Raw genomic sequence first — 17,198 nt, forward strand, 5'->3', positions numbered from 1 at the left:
CGATCAACCCTCCTTCACGGGAGCGGGCGCCGACTGGCCGCTGTCTTTCAAGGCCTTGGTCACTTCCGGCGGCATGTATTTTTCGTCGTGCTTGGCCAGCACTTCGTCGGCCACCACCACGCCGTCGGCGTTGAGCTTGCCCAGGGCGACGATGCCCTGCCCTTCGCGGAACAGGTCCGGGAGGATGCCGCGATAGCTGATGGTCACGGTCTTGTTGAAGTCGGTGACATTGAATTTCACGTCCAGCGAATCCCCGGAGCGCACCAGCGAGCCTTTTTCCACCATGCCGCCGGCGCGGATGCGGGTGTCCTTGGGCGCTTCGCCGTTGGCGATCTGGGTCGGGGTGTAGAACAGGTTGATATTCTGCTGCAAGGCACTCAGGGCCAGGGCGACCGCGGCACCGACACCCACCAGGATCGCAAGAATGATGACAAGACGTTTTTTGCGCAGCGGATTCACTGACCGTTCTCCCGGCGCAGACGACGCGCCTCTTGTTGCAGATACCGCTTGCGGGCCAGGATCGGCACCGCCACGTTGAGGCCCAGCACCACCAGGCAGATGCCATAGGCTGACCAGACATACAGGCCATGATGGCCCATGGCGAGGAAATCGCCGAATGAAGCGAAACTCATCGAGCGACCTCCAGGCTGTTCTGTACTTCGGCCTTCACCCAACTGGTCCGGGACTCACGCTTGAGCACTTCCAGGCGCATGCGCAGCAGCAGCACCGCGCCGAAGAAACAGTAGAAACCCAGCACGGTCAGCAACAGCGGCAGCCACATTTCGACGGGCATCGCCGGTTTTTCGGTGAGGGTGAAGGTCGCGCCCTGGTGCAGGGTGTTCCACCACTCCACCGAGTACTTGATGATCGGGATGTTGATCACGCCGACAATCGCCAGCACCGCACAGGCCTTGGCGGCACTGTCACGATTGCTGATGGCGTTGCCCAGCGCAATAAGACCGAAGTACAGGAACAGCAGGATCAGCATCGACGTCAGTCGCGCATCCCAGACCCACCACGAACCCCAGGTCGGCTTGCCCCAGATCGCACCGGTGATCAGCGCCACCGCGGTCATCCAGGCACCGATGGGCGCGGCGCATTGCAGGGCCACGTCGGCCAGCTTCATCTTCCACACCAGCCCGACCACACCGCACACCGCCAGCATCACGTAGACGGACTGGGCCAGCATCGCCGTGGGCACGTGGATGTAGATGATGCGGAAGCTGTTGCCTTGCTGGTAGTCCGGCGGTGCGAAGGCCAGGCCCCAGACCACGCCAGAACCAATCAGCAACAGTGCCGCGATGCTCAACCATGGGAGCAGTTTGCCGCTGATGCCGTAGAACCACTTGGGTGAGCCGAGCTTATGAAACCAGGTCCAGTTCATTACTGTTTCCATCACGGTTGCGGCTCGCCATCACGAACCGCCGGGGCGGCCTTTACTTCCAAAGAAGTGGTCAGTTTCTGACCAGGCCTCGTTATTATTCGCCGACGCTGATCTTCAGGCCAGCGGCTATTGCAAAGGGTGTCAAGGTTATCGCCAGGGCGGTCAGGCTCCCAAGCCACAGCAGATAACCGATCGCGGGCATGCCTTGCAATGCCGCCTGCAAGGCACCACTGCCCAGGATCAGGACCGGGATATACAACGGCAGGATCAGCAACGCCAGCAACAGGCCGCCGCGCTTCAACCCCACCGTCAACGCCGCGCCCACCGCACCAAGCAGGCTCAGCACCGGAGTGCCCAGCAGCAACGACACCAGCAACACCGGCATGCACGCGCCGGGCAGCCCCAGCATCATCGCCAGCAGCGGCGAGAGCAGCACCAGTGCCAGTCCGGAAAAAACCCAGTGTGCCAGTACCTTGGCCAAAACCAGAAGGGCCAGGGGGTGCGACGAAAGGACCCACTGTTCCAGTGAACCGTCTTCGAAATCACTGCGGAAAAGCCCGTCCAGCGAGAGCAGGACCGATAAAAGCGCGGCGACCCAGACCAGTCCCGGAGACAAGGTTTGCAACAATTGAGTCTCTGGACCGACCGCCAACGGGAACAGTGCGATGACGATCGCGAAGAACACCAGTGGATTGGCCAATTCGGCCGGACGACGGAACAGCAGGCGCGCCTCGCGGGCAAGCAACAGGCCAAACACACTCATACGGCCCAGTTCCCCAGATCAATGTTGCGATAACCGGCTGGCATTCGCGCCAGCGTGTGGTGGGTGGTCAAGAGCACCATGCCGCCGTTTTCACAGTGCCGGGCCAGGTGTTCCTCGAGCTGGGCGACGCCCTGCTTGTCCAGGGCGGTGAACGGTTCGTCGAGAATCCACAACGGCGGGCTGTCCAGGTACAACCGGGCCAGGGCCACTCGGCGCTGCTGACCGGCGGACAAGGTGTGGCTCGGCACGTCTTCGAAACCGCGCAGCCCTACAGCCGCCAACGCCTGCCAGATCGCCTCGCGCCCGACCGGCGTATGCAACGCGCACAGCCAACTGAGGTTTTCTTCGGGGGTCAGCAAATCCTTGATACCGGCGGCATGGCCGATCCAGAGCAGGTTACGGGCCAGTTCGCTGCGCTGGCTGTGCAAGGGCTGGCCATTGAGCAACACCTGACCTGCGGTGGGCTGCATCAGGCCGGCCAGCAGGCGCAGCAGGCTGGTCTTGCCGCTGCCGTTGGGACCACTGATCTGCACCATATCGCCACGCGAGAGTCTCAATTCGAGATTTTCGAAAAGCAGTCGCAAGTCTCGCTCACAGGCGAGGCCAACGGTTTGCAGGAGAGGACTGGTCAAGGGATCGCGGGCCTTATACGGTTCAAGTCGGCGGTGCAGCGGCCGTTAAAGAGGTGCAGCATAGATGCTTTGACGACCTGTTCCACAGAGCTGCGTCAAACAATTGCAAGGTTTTCGCCACTCCCTGAAAGACGGGCGGCATTATACATGTCATGCCCTACTCTAAAGAGGGCTTATTTTCCCAGGTAAGACCGCAAATGACAGGCGACATGAACATCCTGCCGCTGCCCCAGCCCACCGCGACGACGCGTACGCCAGTGGTCAGTGGCGAGCTGCTCAAACTGCTGGTGCCGACCGAAGGCCTGATCAGCTCGGGCCAGACCGCCCAGGCCGAAGTGCTCTCGCTCAAGCAGGCCGACCAGACTTTCCAGTTGCTGCTCAAGGTCACCCTGGAGAGCGGCCGCCAGACCACCGTGCAGGCCACCAGCAGCCAGCCACTGCCCCAGGGCACCAGCCTGGCCGTGACCCAGCCGTCCGCCAGCAACCTGGCGATCGCCGTGCAACAGGCCGTGGCCTCCAGCGTCGCCACCTTGACCCGCATCGACACGGCGCAAATGCCGGTCGGCACGTTGCTGCAAGGCAAGGTACTGACCAGCCAGGCGCTGCCGTCATTGCCCGGGCAGCCGGCGGTCTATCGATCATTGGTGAGCCTGCTCAACACCGCCCAGGCTGGCAGCACCCTGGACATCGACAGCCCGCAACCGCTGCGCATCGGCACGCTCTTGAGCGCTCAGGTGCAAGATGCCCAGACGCTGAAATTCGTTCCTCTGAGCAACCGCCACGAGCAATTGGCGGTGAGCCAGCAACTGGTCACCCAAGTGAGCCGCCAGGGTTCGCTGGACAGCCTGATCACCGCCCTGCAAAACCTGCCGGTCACTGACGACACCGGCACCGAGCTGCGCGCCGCGGTGACTCGTTTGCTGGCTGGCCTGCCGGATGTCCAGCAACTGAGCACGCCCAAAGGCCTGGCCCAGGCCATGGTCGCCAGCGGGGTGTTCCTGGAAAGCAAATTGCTCGCCGGGCAACCACCGAGCCTGGCGCCGGACATGAAAGGCGACCTGCTGAAACTGATCGCCCAACTGACACCGGCCCTGCCCGCCTCCACCAACCTCGGCGCCATCATTGCCGCCAACACGCTGGCCCAGGTCCTGCCCAGTTTCGTGCGCAGCGCCCTGGGGATGCTCGGCCAGGTCAGCGCCAAACCGCAACCCACCAGCTTTCCACTGCCCTCGCGCCTGTTGAAAGAGCAGGACGAAGGCGGCGACCTGGAACACCTGCTACGCCTGGCCGCAGCTGCTGTGTCACGCCTGCAAAGCCATCAGTTGTCGAGCCTGGAACAGACCGGCCTGACCGACGACGGTCGGCTGATGAGCACCTGGCAATTGGAAATCCCGATGCGCAACCTGCAGGACATCGTGCCGTTGCAGGTCAAGTTCCAGCGCGAGGAAACCCCGCCCCGGGAGCAACCACAGGATCGCCGGGAAGAACGCGAGCCGAAACAGCAGCTCTGGCGGGTGGAATTGGCGTTCGACATGGAACCGCTCGGCCCGTTGCAGGTTCAGGCACAGTTGCTCAGCGGCAGCCTGTCCAGCCAGTTGTGGGCAGAGCGGCCGTACACCGCAAGCCTGATCGAAAGCAACCTGACCGCATTACGCGAGCGCCTGGTAACCTGCGGCCTGAACGTCGGCGAACTGGACTGCCACCTCGGCACCCCGCCCCAAGGCCCCAAGACTCGCCTGGAACAACGCTGGGTGGACGAAACCGCATGACAACCCACACCGAACCCCGCCAGGCCATCGCCCTCAAGTACGATGGCCATCACGCCCCGACCCTCACCGCCAAGGGCGACGAAGCCCTGGCCGAGGAAATCCTGCGCATCGCCCGCGAAAGCGAAGTACCGATCTATGAAAACGCCGAGTTGGTGAAGTTGTTGGCGCGGATGGAACTGGGGGACAGCATTCCAGAAGAGCTGTACCGCACGATTGCCGAGATCATCGCGTTTGCCTGGAACCTCAAGGGCAAGTTTCCCCAGGGCTATGACCCGAATGCGCCGAGTGTCGAGAAGGATGTGACCGAGCGTGGCGATGATTACTGATCACAGCCACCAGGGCGGTGTGCTGGCTGGAACGATCAGTGTGTGAGCACTAGAAAAACCTGTGGGAGCGAGCTCGCTCGCGATGAGGTCCTGCCAGCCAACATTGATATTGACTGACACACCGCTATCGCGAGCAGGCTCGCTCCCACATCTATGGTTATCCCCTTTTCTGCAATACTGTTTTTGATGCGTGGTTGGCTTGCTTTCATCTATCCGGCGTCTGAGTGGGGTTGTGGCCCCGCGCCTCGATGAGAATCGATGCCCGACGATCCTAATTAATTGGACGGCCTTTCAGCCGTGTGGGAGCTCAGGGTTGTCGTCAGGCCGGTTGGCCGTTCACGTCATCAGTTATCCAGCATCGCAAAACCAGGTGGGTGGTGCTCGGATGACAGCAGGGTCAGGTGTTCATCGCAGCTGGCCCTGCATCGAATTCAGTGTGGTGTGCCGCAATCGCCCAAGCGATCCTCGCCATCTTATTGGCCAGCGCGCAGACCACATGGTTGGAGTGATGGTGGGCCAACAGCTGCCGGACCCAGTCCGCCAGCCAGCCTCTTTGGCGCTCCAGCTGCATTAAGTAGACTCGGGCACACTGGATGAGCAGACGCCTCTGATTCCGATCACCGCGCTTGCTGATGCCCAGCAGTACCGTCTTGTCGCCCGTGGAATGCTGTTTGGGCACCAGCCCGATTGAGGCCGCATAGTTTCGCCCGCACTTGAACTGTTTACCATCGCCCAACTCAGCAGCCAGGGCGCTGGAGGTGATCGGCCCGACACAGGGCATAGTCATCAAACGAGCCGCCAGATCATCTTCAGCGGCCTGGCTCTCCACGTCCTTGTCCAGTGTCTTGACCTGCTCATCCAGGTGGTTGAAGTGCTCATGCAGCTTCATCAGAATTTTTTTGAAGCGTTCAGAAAGTGAACTCGCCTCCAGCCACGCCGGAAGCTCTTTGATGGATTTGAAGCCTGGGGCCAGGCTGATGCCCACCTCTAGAAGGGCGGCATGAATCCGATTGGCGGTCGCGGTGCGGTCTTTGATGAACGAATCGCGGGTCGAGTTGAGCATGGCTAGCGCCTGCTGAGCTTGGTTTTTTGGCGGCACAAAGCGCATCGTTGGGCGAGTCGCTGCCTCGCAGATCGCCTCGGCATCAGCGAAGTCGTTCTTGTTGCTCTTCACGTAAGGACGCACGAGATGAGGAGCAATGAGCTTGGGCGTATGTCCCAGCTTCGCGACCTCCTGCGCCATGAAGTGGGCTCCGCCACAAGCTTCCATCACGACGGTGCAAGGTTCGAGATTCGCCAGGTGTTGAGCGAGCGTCACTCGAGTAAATTTTTTGCGATAAAGCTCATGACCACGATCATCTTGAGCATGCAGGTGAAAGGAGTGTTTTCCCAAATCGATGGCGGCAATAGCTACTTTGTTCATGGCAACAGTCTCCGATGAGCCCCCTGCGAAAGCTTAGTGGGCGATCGCAGGGGGCGGTGGGGGTAGCCATTTCATTAGTTGGATCGAGGTAAAGCGATCAGCCGCCCCGGTGCAGCTTGCTCATCAACTCCGCCTCGGCCTGGGTCAGGCCGCAGGCTTGGGTCAGTTCATCGACGCTGGCGCCCATGCCCACCAGGCGGGCGGCCTGGGCGAAGGACAGGCTGGAGGGGTCGCGCTGTTCCAGCTGGGCAAGTTTATCCGGCAACGGCGCGACCACGGCACGCAGCTCATGGAGCGCTTCGCCCATGCGCACGGTGCCGTTCTGGTAATCATCGACGCGCTTGGCCAGGTCCTTGATGCGCTGGTCGCGCAGCGCATCGCCCTGGGCCTGTTGAGCGGCGATCTGCCGCTGGCCGCGTATGTACGCCAGGAACATCGCCAGCGTGCCTGCCCAGAAAAGGAACAGGACAATGACTGCTACCTCAAGAATCAATCAGATACTCTCCAGTTCCGACCACTCTTCTTCGCTCATCATCTTGTCCAGCTCAACCAGGATCAGCAACTCGTTGTTCTTGTTGCACACGCCCTGGATGAACTTGGCCGACTCTTCGTTACCCACGTTCGGCGCAGTCTCTATTTCCGACTGGCGCAGGTAAACCACTTCGGCGACGCTGTCGACCATGATGCCAACCACTTGCTTGTCGGCTTCGATGATGACGATCCGGGTGTTGTCGCTGATCTCGGCATTCATCAGGCCGAAGCGCTGGCGAGTATCGATCACCGTGACCACATTGCCACGCAGGTTGATGATCCCCAGCACGTAGCTCGGTGCACCCGGTACCGGGGCGATCTCGGTATAGCGCAGCACTTCCTGAACGCGCATCACGTTGATGCCGTAGGTTTCGTTATCGAGCTTGAAGGTCACCCATTGCAGAATCGGATCTTCAGAACCCTTTTGAGACGACGCCTTATCATTCATACCCTGACCCCTCGAAAAACCGCCTGTGGCGGCGTGTATTCTGTCCGGCGACGCTGCGCGCCACCGGTTGTCTTATTTCGGTTTCCGGACCGGCTTGCTGCCGCCCAGGTGTTTTGCCCCGCCGCTGGCGATCAGTTCCGCCAGTTCGGAAACGTCCAGCAAGGCGCACATGTGTTCGATCACCGTACCGGCCAGCCATGGCCGTTGCCCTCGATGGCTGCGCCACTTGATCTCGTTCGGGTCCAGGCGCAGCGAACGGCTGACCTGATGCACCGCCAACCCCCACTCGTACCCCTGCACCGAAATCACGTATTGCAGGCCCTGGCGAAAGTCATCGCGATAACGGTCCGGCATGACCCAGCGCGCGGTATCCAGCACCTTCAGGTTGCCGGCCTGGCTCGGCAGGATCCCGAGGAACCATTCCGGCTGGCCGAACAACGGCGTCAATTCCTGCCCGGCCAGGGAATAAATCGATCCCAGGCATACCAGCGGTACCGCCAGGGTCAACCCGGCCACATCGAACAACAAACACTCGAACGGCTCGGCAGCCCAGGCCGGACGGTCGTCGCCCGGCACCGGTGGCGGCGGATTGCTCGGCGGCAAGTGGACTTCCACTACCGGCGTCACCAGGCCCTGCAACAGCGGGGCAACGGTGGAGACCGGCGCCAGGATCGGCGCAGGCGCATCCATTACCGCCACCTGAGGCTTGATAAACGGTGCCTCGACCGCTGCCGCCATTACTGATTTCTGTGCGTCACGGGCCTGCTCTTCGAGCACGGCCGCTTGAAATTCGTCCAGCACACCCTTGGCTTCGACGTGCTCGGGCAACGCCTCGATCACGCTTGGCTGCGGTGGCAATTCTTCGGTCGCTTCCTGCAACAGCCCATCCAGATAGGATTGCAGGGCCATTTGCGGACGCGAGGTTGTCTTAATCGGGCGGCTCATGGGAACAGTGCGCCACTTGAAGAGGTTATCGGCATGAATGCGGTAGGACTTGAGCGTTCGCAAGCGAACACAGTGCCAGTGGAAAGCCTCGTCACGTTAAGCCACCTGCTGCGGAACAAGCTGCTGGGCCAGCAGGTGCTTGAGCAGCGCCCGGTAGGCCAACACGCCACGGCTCTTGCCATCGAACTGCGAAGGGGTCACTCCGGCACGACTGGCGTCGCGCAGGCGGGTATCGACGGGGATATAGCCTTGCCAGATGTCATCCGGGTACATGTCCCGCAACACACGCAGGGTACCCAGGGACGCCTGGGTGCGACGATCGAACAAGGTCGGCACGATGTTGAAAGCCAGCGTCTGCTTGCGCGAGCGGTTGACCATCGCCAGGGTATTGACCATGCGCTCCAGGCCTTTGACCGCCAAGTGCTCGGTCTGTACCGGGATCACCAGTTGCTGGCTGGCAGCCAAGGCATTGACCATCAGCAAACCCAGCAACGGCGGGCTGTCGATAATCGCGTAATCGAAATCCTGCCACAGCTGCGCCAGACTCTTGGCGATCACCAGGCCCAGGCCGCTCTGCCCGGGCGACTGTCGCTCCAGGGTGGCCAAGGCGGTGCTCGAGGGCAACAGGGAAATTCGCTCGTCGCTGGTGGACAACAGCAACTGCCCCGGCAGGCCCTCGGGCACAACGCCCTTGTGCAGGAACAGGTCGTAGTTGCTGTGCTCCAGGCTGTCGGGATCGTAGCCGAAATAGCTGGTCATCGAGCCATGGGGGTCCAGGTCGACGATGACCACGCGCTTGCCCGCCTCGGCCAGCAACCCGGCTAAAGCGATGGAAGATGTGGTCTTGCCCACACCACCTTTTTGATTGGCGACTGCCCAGACTCTCATTCGGATCGTTCCTCCCGGCCGAAACAGGCTCGACCGAGAAATAGCTCGGTTATAAAGCGGGTGACGGAGAATTGACGGCACTCTGTCTTCCCGGCGGCTTGACCGGAGCCGGTGCAGTTTGTGTGCCAGCCCGCTTCAATGCCGCATCCGGGGTTGCATTGGCCGTACCGGTACCGGTCAGGCTACGACGCACATCGAGGTTACGCGACACCACCAGCACCACCCGCCGGTTGCGCGCACGCCCCTCGGCAGTGGCGTTGTTGGCGACCGGCTGGAACTCGCCGTAGCCCACCGATGCCAGGCGCCCAGGGTTCACACCCTGCATCGCCAGCATGCGCACGATGCTCGCCGAACGGGCCGAGGACAGTTCCCAGTTGGTCGGGTACTGCGCAGTACGGATCGGCTGGTCGTCGGTAAAGCCTTCGACATGGATCGGATTGTCAAAGGGCCTCAGGATCGCCGCCACCTTGTCGATGATGTTGAAGGCCATGTCGCTGGGCATCGCGTCGCCGCTGCCGAACAACAGGCTGGAATTGAGCTCGATCTCGACCCACAACTCGTTGCCGCGTACGGTCATCTGGTTGGAGCTGATCAAGTCACCGAACGCGGCGCTGATGTCGTCGGCGATGCTTTTCAACGGGTCGCTGCCACCGGCGATACCGGCATCGACCTGTTCGCTGTCCTTGATCAAAGGTTTGGCCGGGGTGCTGCTCTTGGGCCGCTCGTCGCCGATAGGGATGGGCTTGAGGGCGCGGTCGGAGTCGGTAAAAACGCCGATCAACGCCTCGGAAATGACTTTGTACTTGCCTTCGTTGACCGACGAAATCGAATACATGACCACGAAAAAGGCGAACAGCAACGTAATGAAATCGGCATAGGAAACCAGCCAGCGTTCATGGTTGACGTGTTCTTCACGATGCCTGCGACGTGCCATGGTCCATGCTCCCCATCAGTCCATGAAGCCTTGCAGCTTCAATTCAATGGAACGTGGGTTTTCACCTTCGGCGATCGACAGGATCCCTTCCAGCAGCATTTCGCGATAGCGCGACTGGCGTAACGCGATGGACTTGAGCTTGGCCGCGATGGGCAACAGCACCAGGTTGGCACTCGCCACACCGTAGATCGTGGCGACGAACGCCACGGCAATGCCGCTGCCCAGCTGCGACGGATCGGCCAGGTTGCCCATTACATGGATCAGCCCCATCACCGCACCGATAATACCAATGGTCGGCGCGTAGCCGCCCATGCTCTCGAATACCTTGGCCGCCTCGATATCGCGGCTTTCCTGGGTGTAGAAGTCCACTTCCAGGATGCTGCGGATGGCTTCCGGCTCGGCACCGTCCACCAGCAATTGCAGGCCTTTGCGCGAATAGCTGTCGGGTTCGGCATCGGCCACCCCTTCCAGCCCCAGCAAGCCTTCCTTGCGAGCGGTCAGGCTCCAGTTCACTACCCGGTCGATACCGCCGGCCAGGTCGACCCGCGGCGGGAACAGGATCCAGATAAGCACTTGCATGGCGCGCTTGAAAGCACTCATGGGCGACTGCAACAACGCAGCGCCAATGGTGCCACCGAGCACGATCAATGCCGCCGGGCCGTTGGCCAGCGCCCCCAGGTGACCGCCTTCCAGATAATTGCCGCCAATGATGGCGACGAACGCCATGATGATGCCGATCAGGCTAAGCACATCCATTACAGGCAGGCCTCGACCAGGTGTCTACCGATGTCGTCCAACCCGTACACTGCGTCGGCAAGATCAGCTTTTACGATGGCCATCGGCATGCCGTAGATCACGCAGCTGGCTTCGTCCTGGGCCCAGATCGCACTGCCGCCCTGCTTGAGCAGGCGCGCACCTTCACGACCGTCGGCGCCCATGCCGGTGAGCACCACCGCCAGAACTTTGTCACCGTAGGACTTGGCCGCGGAACCGAAGGTAATGTCCACGCAAGGCTTGTAGTTCAGGCGCTCGTCGCCCGGCAGGATTTTCACCGCGCCACGGCCGTCGATCATCATCTGCTTGCCACCTGGCGCCAACAACGCCAGGCCGGGACGCAGGATGTCGCCATCCTCGGCTTCCTTGACGCTGATGTTGCACAGCTTGTCCAGGCGTTCGGCAAAAGCCTTGGTGAACGCCGCCGGCATGTGCTGGATCAACACGATGGGGGCCGGGAAATTGGCCGGCAACTGGGTCAGGACCCGTTGCAGCGCCACCGGACCACCCGTGGACGTGCCGATGGCGACCAGCTTGTAGGCTTTACGCTTGGGGGCCGGCGACGACGCAGTGGCGGCGGGCGCCGGACGGGCAGGAGTCGGTGCCGGAGCGCTGCGTACCGGGGCTGGATTGAAGCTGCCCGACGACGTCGGCGCCGGGCTTGGCGCCACGACAGGGGCTGGCGCGGGTACGCTGTAGGCACTGACACGCCGGTTGCTGCGGGAAATACTGTGGACCTTTTCGCACAGCAACTGCCGGACCTTGTCGGGGTTGCGCGAAATGTCTTCGAAATTTTTCGGCAGGAAATCCACCGCCCCGGCATCCAGCGCATCGAGGGTTACCCGGGCGCCTTCATGAGTCAGGGACGAGAACATCAATACCGGAGTCGGGCAGCGCTGCATGATATGCCGCACGGCCGTGATGCCATCCATCATCGGCATCTCGTAGTCCATGGTAATCACGTCCGGCTTGAGTGCCAGGGCCTGATCGATCGCCTCTTTGCCGTTGGTCGCGGTACCGACGACCTGAATGCTCGTGTCCGCCGAAAGAATTTCCGAGACGCGGCGGCGGAAAAACCCCGAATCGTCCACCACCAGGACTTTAACTACCATAAACACTCCGTTAGACGAGGCGCGGCCCTGGGCCCCGCCCCTCCAGAATCAAATACGCCGTGCGGCGTAACGCTTGAGCATGCTTGGCACATCGAGAATCAACGCGATGCGGCCGTCGCCGGTGATGGTGGCGCCGGACATGCCCGGGGTGCCCTGGAGCATCTTGCCCAACGGCTTGATGACCACTTCTTCCTGGCCCACCAACTGGTCGACGACGAAGCCGATCCGCTGGGTGCCCACCGAAAGGATCACCACATGGCCTTCGCCCTGCTCCACATGGGCCGCGGAGCTGACCAGCCAGCGCTTGAGGTAGAACAGTGGCAGTGCCTTGTCCCGTACGATCACCACTTCCTGGCCGTCCACCACGTTGGTGCGCGACAGGTCGAGGTGGAAGATCTCGTTGACGTTGACCAGCGGGAAGGCAAACGCCTGGTTGCCCAGCATCACCATCAGGGTTGGCATGATCGCCAGGGTCAACGGAACCTTGATGACAATCTTCGAGCCCTGACCCTTGGTCGAGTAGATATTGATCGAACCGTTGAGCTGGGAAATCTTGGTTTTCACCACGTCCATGCCCACGCCACGGCCCGACACGTCGGAAATCTCGGTCTTGGTCGAGAAGCCCGGGGCAAAGATCAGGTTGTAGCACTCAGTGTCGCTCAGGCGGTCGGCGGCATCCTTGTCCATCACACCGCGTTTCACCGCGATGGAACGCAATACGTTCGGGTCCATGCCTTTGCCATCGTCGGAGATCGACAGCAGGATGTGGTCGCCCTCCTGCTCGGCAGCCAGGATCACCCTGCCGCTGCGGACCTTGCCTGAAGCTTCGCGCTCTTCCGGCGACTCGATACCGTGGTCGACCGCGTTGCGCACCAAGTGGACCAACGGGTCGGCCAGGGCCTCGACAAGGTTCTTGTCGAGATCGGTCTCTTCACCCACCAGTTCCAGGTTGATTTCTTTCTTGAGCTGGCGAGCCAAGTCACGAACCAGGCGCGGGAAGCGCCCGAAGACTTTCTTGATCGGCTGCATGCGGGTCTTCATGACCGCGGTCTGCAGGTCCGCCGTGACCACGTCGAGGTTCGACACGGCCTTGGACATGGCTTCGTCCTGGCTGTTGAGGCCCAGGCGCACCAGACGGTTACGCACCAGCACCAGCTCGCCGACCATGTTCATGATCTCGTCCAGGCGTGCGGTATCGACCCGAACGGTGGTTTCGGCTTCGCTGGCCGGTTTTTCCGCTGGCGCAGCCGCTGGAGCGCGGGCGGGTGCCGGGGCAGCAGCGGCGGGCTTGGCGGGCTCGGCCTTGGGTTCCGGTGCCTTGGCCGCGGGTTTGGGCACAGCCTTGGCCGCGGGTGCTGCCGCAGTGGCGGCGGCAGGCGCGGCAGAAGCGGTACCGACTTCGCTGAACTTGCCCTTGCCATGCAGCTCATCGAGCAGTGATTCGAATTCGTGGTCGCTGATCAGGTCGCTACCCGCGGCAGCGGCAGCAGGCTTGGCCGGTGTCGGCGCCGAAGCGATGGCCGAATCCAGTGCGTCCACGGCAAAGGTGCCCTTGCCATGCAACTGATCGAGCAATGCTTCGAATTCATCGTCGGTGATGTCCGAGCTGTCGCCCGCGGCTTTCGGGGCGGCCGGGGCCGCCGACGGGACGACGGCATCAGGTGCGAACTGGCCCTTGCCATGGAGCTGGTCGAGCAGCGACTCGAACTCGGCATCGGTGATTTCATCGCTGGCAGCTCCATCGGCGGCCGGCGCAGCGGGTGCAACCGGAGCGGCCGGCGCCTCGGCCTGGGCCTTGACGGTGTTGAGGGAGTCCAGCAGTTGTTCGAATTCGTTATCGGTGATGTCGCCCGATTCCTCGGCGACCGGTTCTTCGACCACTGCCTCGGCAACCGGCGCCGCTTCGTCAGCCGATTGCGGCTCGGCCAGGCGCGACAGCGCGGCGAGCAGCTCGGGGGTGGCAGGGGTAATCGGCGAGCGCTCACGCACTTCGCTGAACATACTGTTGACCGCATCCAGCGCTTCAAGCACCACGTCCATCAGTTCCGAATCAACGCGACGCTCACCCTTGCGCAGGATGTCGAACACGTTCTCGGCAATGTGACAGCACTCCACCAGCTCGTTGAGCTGGAGGAAGCCGGCGCCTCCTTTTACAGTGTGGAAACCGCGAAAAATTGCATTGAGCAGATCCGCATCATCAGGTCGGCTTTCCAGCTCGACCAGCTGTTCGGACAGTTGCTCTAGAATCTCGCCGGCCTCAACCAGGAAATCCTGAAGGATCTCTTCATCGGCGCCGAAGCTCATTAATGGCTGCTCCTAAAACAGGGCTAAAACTCAGAATCCAAGGCTGGACAGCAAATCGTCCACATCGTCCTGACCGGACATAACGTCTTCTCTTTTATCGGCATGAATTTGCGGACCTTCACCCTGAGAGAGATGTTTTTGTGGATCTTTTTCAGCAAGCATCGCTTCACGGTCGTGTTCGATACCTGCAAAGCGGTCGACCTGGCTGGCCATCAACACCAGTTTGAGCAGGTTGCTTTCCACTTCGGTGACCAGTTGGGTCACACGCTTGATCACTTGGCCGGTCAGGTCCTGATAGTCCTGGGCCAGCAGAATGTCGTTGAGGTTGCTTGCTACGGCGCGGTTCTCGGTGCTGCTGCGCGTCAGGAAACCGTCGACCCGACGGGCCAGTTCCCGAAACTCTTCAGCGCCGACTTCTCGACGCATGAACCGACCCCAGTCGGTGCTCAAGGCCTGGGCTTCTTCGCTCAGGCCATTGACCAGCGGCGTTGCGCTTTCCACCAGGTCCATGGTGCGGTTGGCCGCGGCCTCGGTCAGCTTGACCACATACCCCAGACGCTCGGTGGCGTCGGTGATCTGCGAGACTTCCTCGGCCTGCGGCATATGCGGGTCGATCTGGAAATTGACAATCGCGCTGTGCAGTTCACGCGTGAGCTTGCCCACTTCCTGATACAGACCGCGGTCACGGGTCTGGTTGAGCTCATGGATCATTTGAACCGCATCGCCAAAGCGACCTTTTTCAAGGCTGTCGACCAGTTCGCGGGCATGTTTTTTCAGGGTCGATTCGAAATCGCCCATTGAAGATTCGTTGTCCATAGCTCCCCCGTGGCGCCGTTAACCGATGCGTTCGAAGATTTTTTCGATCTTCTCTTTCAACGCCTGGGCCGTGAAGGGTTTGACCACATAGCCGTTGACACCGGCCTGGGCCGCTTCGATGATCTGCTCGCGCTTGGCTTCGGCAGTGACCATCAGCACCGGAAGATGCTTGAGTTTTTCGTCGGCACGCACCTGACGCAGCAGGTCGATACCGGTCATGCCCGGCATGTTCCAGTCGGTGACCAGAAAATCGAAGTTGCCACTGTGCAACATCGGGAGCGCAGTGGTCCCGTCATCTGCCTCGGCCGTGTTGGTGAACCCAAGGTCACGCAACAGGTTTTTTATGATCCGCCGCATCGTTGAGAAGTCATCAACGATGAGGATTTTCATGTTCTTGTCCAATTCGACCTCCAAGCAGTCTTAAACGCGCCCAGCACCTGGACGCGCCATTTCAATCAATCCGGCACAACACTCGACAACGGTCTGGAGCACAACGGATGGAGACTGGCGCAGTACTTGCCAGGCCAGCCTCGTTCGCAGTGTCCCCACACTGCCTGTCAACGCGCTCGCCACTCCCCCAAACGCCCCCGCAAACGGGCCGCGCACTGGCTGTGTAACTGGCTGACCCGCGATTCGCTGACCCCCAGGACCTCACCGATTTCCTTGAGGTTCAGCTCTTCGTCGTAGTACAGCGCCAAGACCAGTCGCTCACGCTCCGGCAAATTGGCAATCGCATCCGCCAGCGCGCTCTGGAAACGTTCATCTTCCAGGTCACGCGATGGCTCCATGTGAGCACTCGCGCCATCCTCGTGCAGTCCCTCGTGTTCACCACCGTCCTGCAACAGGTCGTCGAAACTGAACAGGCGGCTGCCCAAGGTATCGTTCAAAATCCCGTAATAATCATCGAGACTCAACTGGAGTTCGGCCGCAACCTCGTGATCTTTAGCGTCACGCCCGGTTTTAGCTTCAATTGCCCGAATTGCATCGCTGACCATGCGGGTATTGCGGTGCACCGAGCGTGGCGCCCAATCGCCCTTGCGGACTTCATCGAGCATGGCCCCGCGAATGCGAATACCGGCATACGTCTCGAAACTGGCGCCCTTGCTCGCGTCGTATTTGTTCGACACTTCGAGCAGGCCGATCATGCCCGCCTGGATCAAGTCTTCGACCTGGACACTGGCCGGCAACCGCGCCAGCAAGTGGTAGGCGATACGCTTGACCAGTGGCGCGTAACGCTCGATCAATTCGTACTGGGCGTCCCGTGCCGATTTTTTGTAGAGATGGTTGTAACCGCTGGCTGTCATAGCACGGGCCCTGCTGTTTGTTGCACAAGACGCTCGACGAAAAATTCCAGATGCCCGCGCGGGTTGGCCGGCAACGGCCAGGTATCGACCTTCTGGGCGATCGCCTTGAACGCCAGCGCGCATTTGGAACGTGGAAAGGCTTCATAAACGGCACGTTGCTTCTGGACGGCCTTGCGTACGCTTTCGTCGTAGGGCACGGCGCCGACGTATTGTAGGGCGACGTCCAGGAAGCGATCCGTGACCTTTGTCAACTTGGCGAACAGGTTGCGGCCCTCCTGCGGGCTCTGGGCCATGTTGGCCAGGACGCGGAAGCGATTCATGCCATAGTCGCGGTTCAGCAGCTTGATCAAGGCATAGGCGTCGGTGATGGACGTCGGTTCGTCGCAGACCACCAGCAACACTTCCTGGGCCGCGCGTACGAAACTGACGACCGAGTCGCCGATACCGGCCGCGGTGTCGATCACCAGCACATCGAGGTTGTCGCCGATGTCGCTGAAAGCCTGGATCAGGCCGGCGTGCTGGGCCGGGGTCAGGTGAACCATGCTCTGGGTGCCGGAGGCAGCCGGCACGATGCGAATCCCGCCTGGCCCCTGCAACAGCACGTCGCGCAATTCGCAACGGCCTTCGATCACGTCCGCCAGGGTGCGTTTGGGTGTAAGCCCCAAGAGCACGTCGACGTTCGCCAGGCCCAGGTCGGCGTCCAGCAGCATGACCCGTCGGCCAAGCTCTGCCAGAGCCAGGGACAAGTTCACTGACACGTTAGTCTTCCCGACGCCACCTTTGCCGCCGGTCACCGCGATCACCTGTACGGGATGCATGCTGCCCATGTTCGTTCTTTACCTTGT

At 61.3% G+C, this 17,198-nt stretch carries 20 protein-coding genes; 2 read left to right on the top strand and 18 right to left on the bottom strand.

The genetic code is table 11. The features are described from left to right. Nucleotides 1-3: 3 nt before the first annotated feature. The 5 genes from ccmE to ccmA all read right to left on the bottom strand — a co-directional run bounded on the left by ccmE (nucleotide 4) and on the right by ccmA (nucleotide 2,779). Complete coding sequence (ccmE, locus tag GN234_RS10195; protein WP_163854850.1) at nucleotides 4-459, bottom strand: cytochrome c maturation protein CcmE; 456 nt, start codon at nucleotides 457-459, stop codon at nucleotides 4-6. Next, nucleotides 456-632, bottom strand: a complete 177-nt coding sequence (ccmD, locus tag GN234_RS10200; RefSeq protein WP_109751368.1) for a heme exporter protein CcmD — start codon at nucleotides 630-632, stop codon at nucleotides 456-458. The genes ccmE and ccmD overlap by 4 nt, the downstream gene beginning before the upstream one ends. Beyond that, nucleotides 629-1,384 carry a heme ABC transporter permease gene (locus GN234_RS10205; protein WP_176688402.1) on the bottom strand — a complete coding sequence of 252 codons (756 nt, stop codon included), beginning with the start codon at nucleotides 1,382-1,384 and terminating at the stop codon, nucleotides 629-631. The genes ccmD and GN234_RS10205 overlap by 4 nt, the downstream gene beginning before the upstream one ends. Nucleotides 1,385-1,478: 94 nt before the next feature. Next, the gene (gene ccmB, locus GN234_RS10210; RefSeq protein ID WP_109751366.1) at nucleotides 1,479-2,147 is read right to left on the bottom strand and encodes a heme exporter protein CcmB; all 669 of its coding nucleotides are present in this window, start codon (nucleotides 2,145-2,147) and stop codon (nucleotides 1,479-1,481) included. Further along, entirely contained in the window at nucleotides 2,144-2,779 is a 636-nt protein-coding gene (gene ccmA, locus GN234_RS10215) for a cytochrome c biogenesis heme-transporting ATPase CcmA (protein ID WP_109751365.1), read from the bottom strand. The genes ccmB and ccmA overlap by 4 nt, the downstream gene beginning before the upstream one ends. A gap of 197 nt (nucleotides 2,780-2,976) precedes the next feature. On the opposite strand from ccmA, the gene fliK reads away from it, so the two are divergent. Together fliK and GN234_RS10225 are read left to right on the top strand one after the other, a co-directional pair. Next, nucleotides 2,977-4,548: a flagellar hook-length control protein FliK gene (gene fliK, locus GN234_RS10220; protein WP_109751364.1), complete on the top strand. Its 1,572-nt coding sequence runs from the start codon at nucleotides 2,977-2,979 to the stop codon at nucleotides 4,546-4,548. Further along, a complete protein-coding gene (locus tag GN234_RS10225) occupies nucleotides 4,545-4,874 on the top strand; it encodes an EscU/YscU/HrcU family type III secretion system export apparatus switch protein (RefSeq protein ID WP_109751363.1) in 330 nt (109 codons plus the stop codon). Before fliK ends, GN234_RS10225 begins: the two co-directional genes overlap by 4 nt. Before the next feature lie 397 nt (nucleotides 4,875-5,271). On the opposite strand, the gene GN234_RS10230 is transcribed toward GN234_RS10225, so the two are convergent. The 13 genes from GN234_RS10230 to fleN all read right to left on the bottom strand — a co-directional run bounded on the left by GN234_RS10230 (nucleotide 5,272) and on the right by fleN (nucleotide 17,180). Further along, complete coding sequence (locus tag GN234_RS10230) at nucleotides 5,272-6,297, bottom strand: IS110 family RNA-guided transposase (RefSeq protein ID WP_176688403.1); 1,026 nt, start codon at nucleotides 6,295-6,297, stop codon at nucleotides 5,272-5,274. 97 nt (nucleotides 6,298-6,394) lie between these two features. Continuing rightward, the gene (locus tag GN234_RS10235; RefSeq protein WP_060738629.1) at nucleotides 6,395-6,790 is read right to left on the bottom strand and encodes a DUF2802 domain-containing protein; all 396 of its coding nucleotides are present in this window, start codon (nucleotides 6,788-6,790) and stop codon (nucleotides 6,395-6,397) included. Next, the gene (locus GN234_RS10240; protein WP_003199144.1) at nucleotides 6,791-7,276 is read right to left on the bottom strand and encodes a chemotaxis protein CheW; all 486 of its coding nucleotides are present in this window, start codon (nucleotides 7,274-7,276) and stop codon (nucleotides 6,791-6,793) included. It lies immediately after the preceding gene. Between the two features lie 72 nt (nucleotides 7,277-7,348). Next, complete coding sequence (locus GN234_RS10245) at nucleotides 7,349-8,221, bottom strand: CheW domain-containing protein (RefSeq protein ID WP_109751362.1); 873 nt, start codon at nucleotides 8,219-8,221, stop codon at nucleotides 7,349-7,351. Nucleotides 8,222-8,317: 96 nt separating this feature from the next. After that, on the bottom strand, nucleotides 8,318-9,109 hold the full coding sequence (locus GN234_RS10250; protein WP_018606550.1) for a ParA family protein: 792 nt from the start codon (nucleotides 9,107-9,109) through the stop codon (nucleotides 8,318-8,320). A 49-nt stretch (nucleotides 9,110-9,158) separates the two neighbouring features. Beyond that, nucleotides 9,159-10,043, bottom strand: coding sequence for a flagellar motor protein MotD (gene motD, locus GN234_RS10255; RefSeq protein WP_109751361.1), 885 nt, complete (start codon nucleotides 10,041-10,043; stop codon nucleotides 9,159-9,161). A gap of 15 nt (nucleotides 10,044-10,058) precedes the next feature. Beyond that, a complete protein-coding gene (locus tag GN234_RS10260; protein ID WP_003199135.1) occupies nucleotides 10,059-10,799 on the bottom strand; it encodes a flagellar motor protein in 741 nt (246 codons plus the stop codon). Next, nucleotides 10,799-11,929, bottom strand: a complete 1,131-nt coding sequence (locus tag GN234_RS10265) for a protein-glutamate methylesterase/protein-glutamine glutaminase (RefSeq protein ID WP_176688404.1) — start codon at nucleotides 11,927-11,929, stop codon at nucleotides 10,799-10,801. Before GN234_RS10265 ends, GN234_RS10260 begins: the two co-directional genes overlap by 1 nt. A 48-nt stretch (nucleotides 11,930-11,977) precedes the next feature. Continuing rightward, nucleotides 11,978-14,233 (bottom strand): chemotaxis protein CheA, encoded by a 2,256-nt coding sequence (locus GN234_RS10270; protein ID WP_109751359.1) that lies wholly within the window; start codon nucleotides 14,231-14,233, stop codon nucleotides 11,978-11,980. Nucleotides 14,234-14,263: 30 nt separating this feature from the next. Beyond that, nucleotides 14,264-15,049 (bottom strand): protein phosphatase CheZ, encoded by a 786-nt coding sequence (locus GN234_RS10275; RefSeq protein ID WP_060738635.1) that lies wholly within the window; start codon nucleotides 15,047-15,049, stop codon nucleotides 14,264-14,266. A gap of 18 nt (nucleotides 15,050-15,067) precedes the next feature. Next, a complete protein-coding gene (locus GN234_RS10280; RefSeq protein ID WP_003199125.1) occupies nucleotides 15,068-15,439 on the bottom strand; it encodes a chemotaxis response regulator CheY in 372 nt (123 codons plus the stop codon). Nucleotides 15,440-15,606: 167 nt separating this feature from the next. Then, nucleotides 15,607-16,353 carry an RNA polymerase sigma factor FliA gene (gene fliA / locus GN234_RS10285; protein WP_109751358.1) on the bottom strand — a complete coding sequence of 249 codons (747 nt, stop codon included), beginning with the start codon at nucleotides 16,351-16,353 and terminating at the stop codon, nucleotides 15,607-15,609. Next, nucleotides 16,350-17,180: a flagellar synthesis regulator FleN gene (gene fleN, locus GN234_RS10290; protein WP_003184001.1), complete on the bottom strand. Its 831-nt coding sequence runs from the start codon at nucleotides 17,178-17,180 to the stop codon at nucleotides 16,350-16,352. Before fleN ends, fliA begins: the two co-directional genes overlap by 4 nt. Nucleotides 17,181-17,198 lie beyond the last annotated feature (18 nt).

It is taken from the genome of Pseudomonas bijieensis, from assembly GCF_013347965.1.
In the GTDB taxonomy this organism is placed as follows: domain Bacteria; phylum Pseudomonadota; class Gammaproteobacteria; order Pseudomonadales; family Pseudomonadaceae; genus Aquipseudomonas; species Aquipseudomonas bijieensis.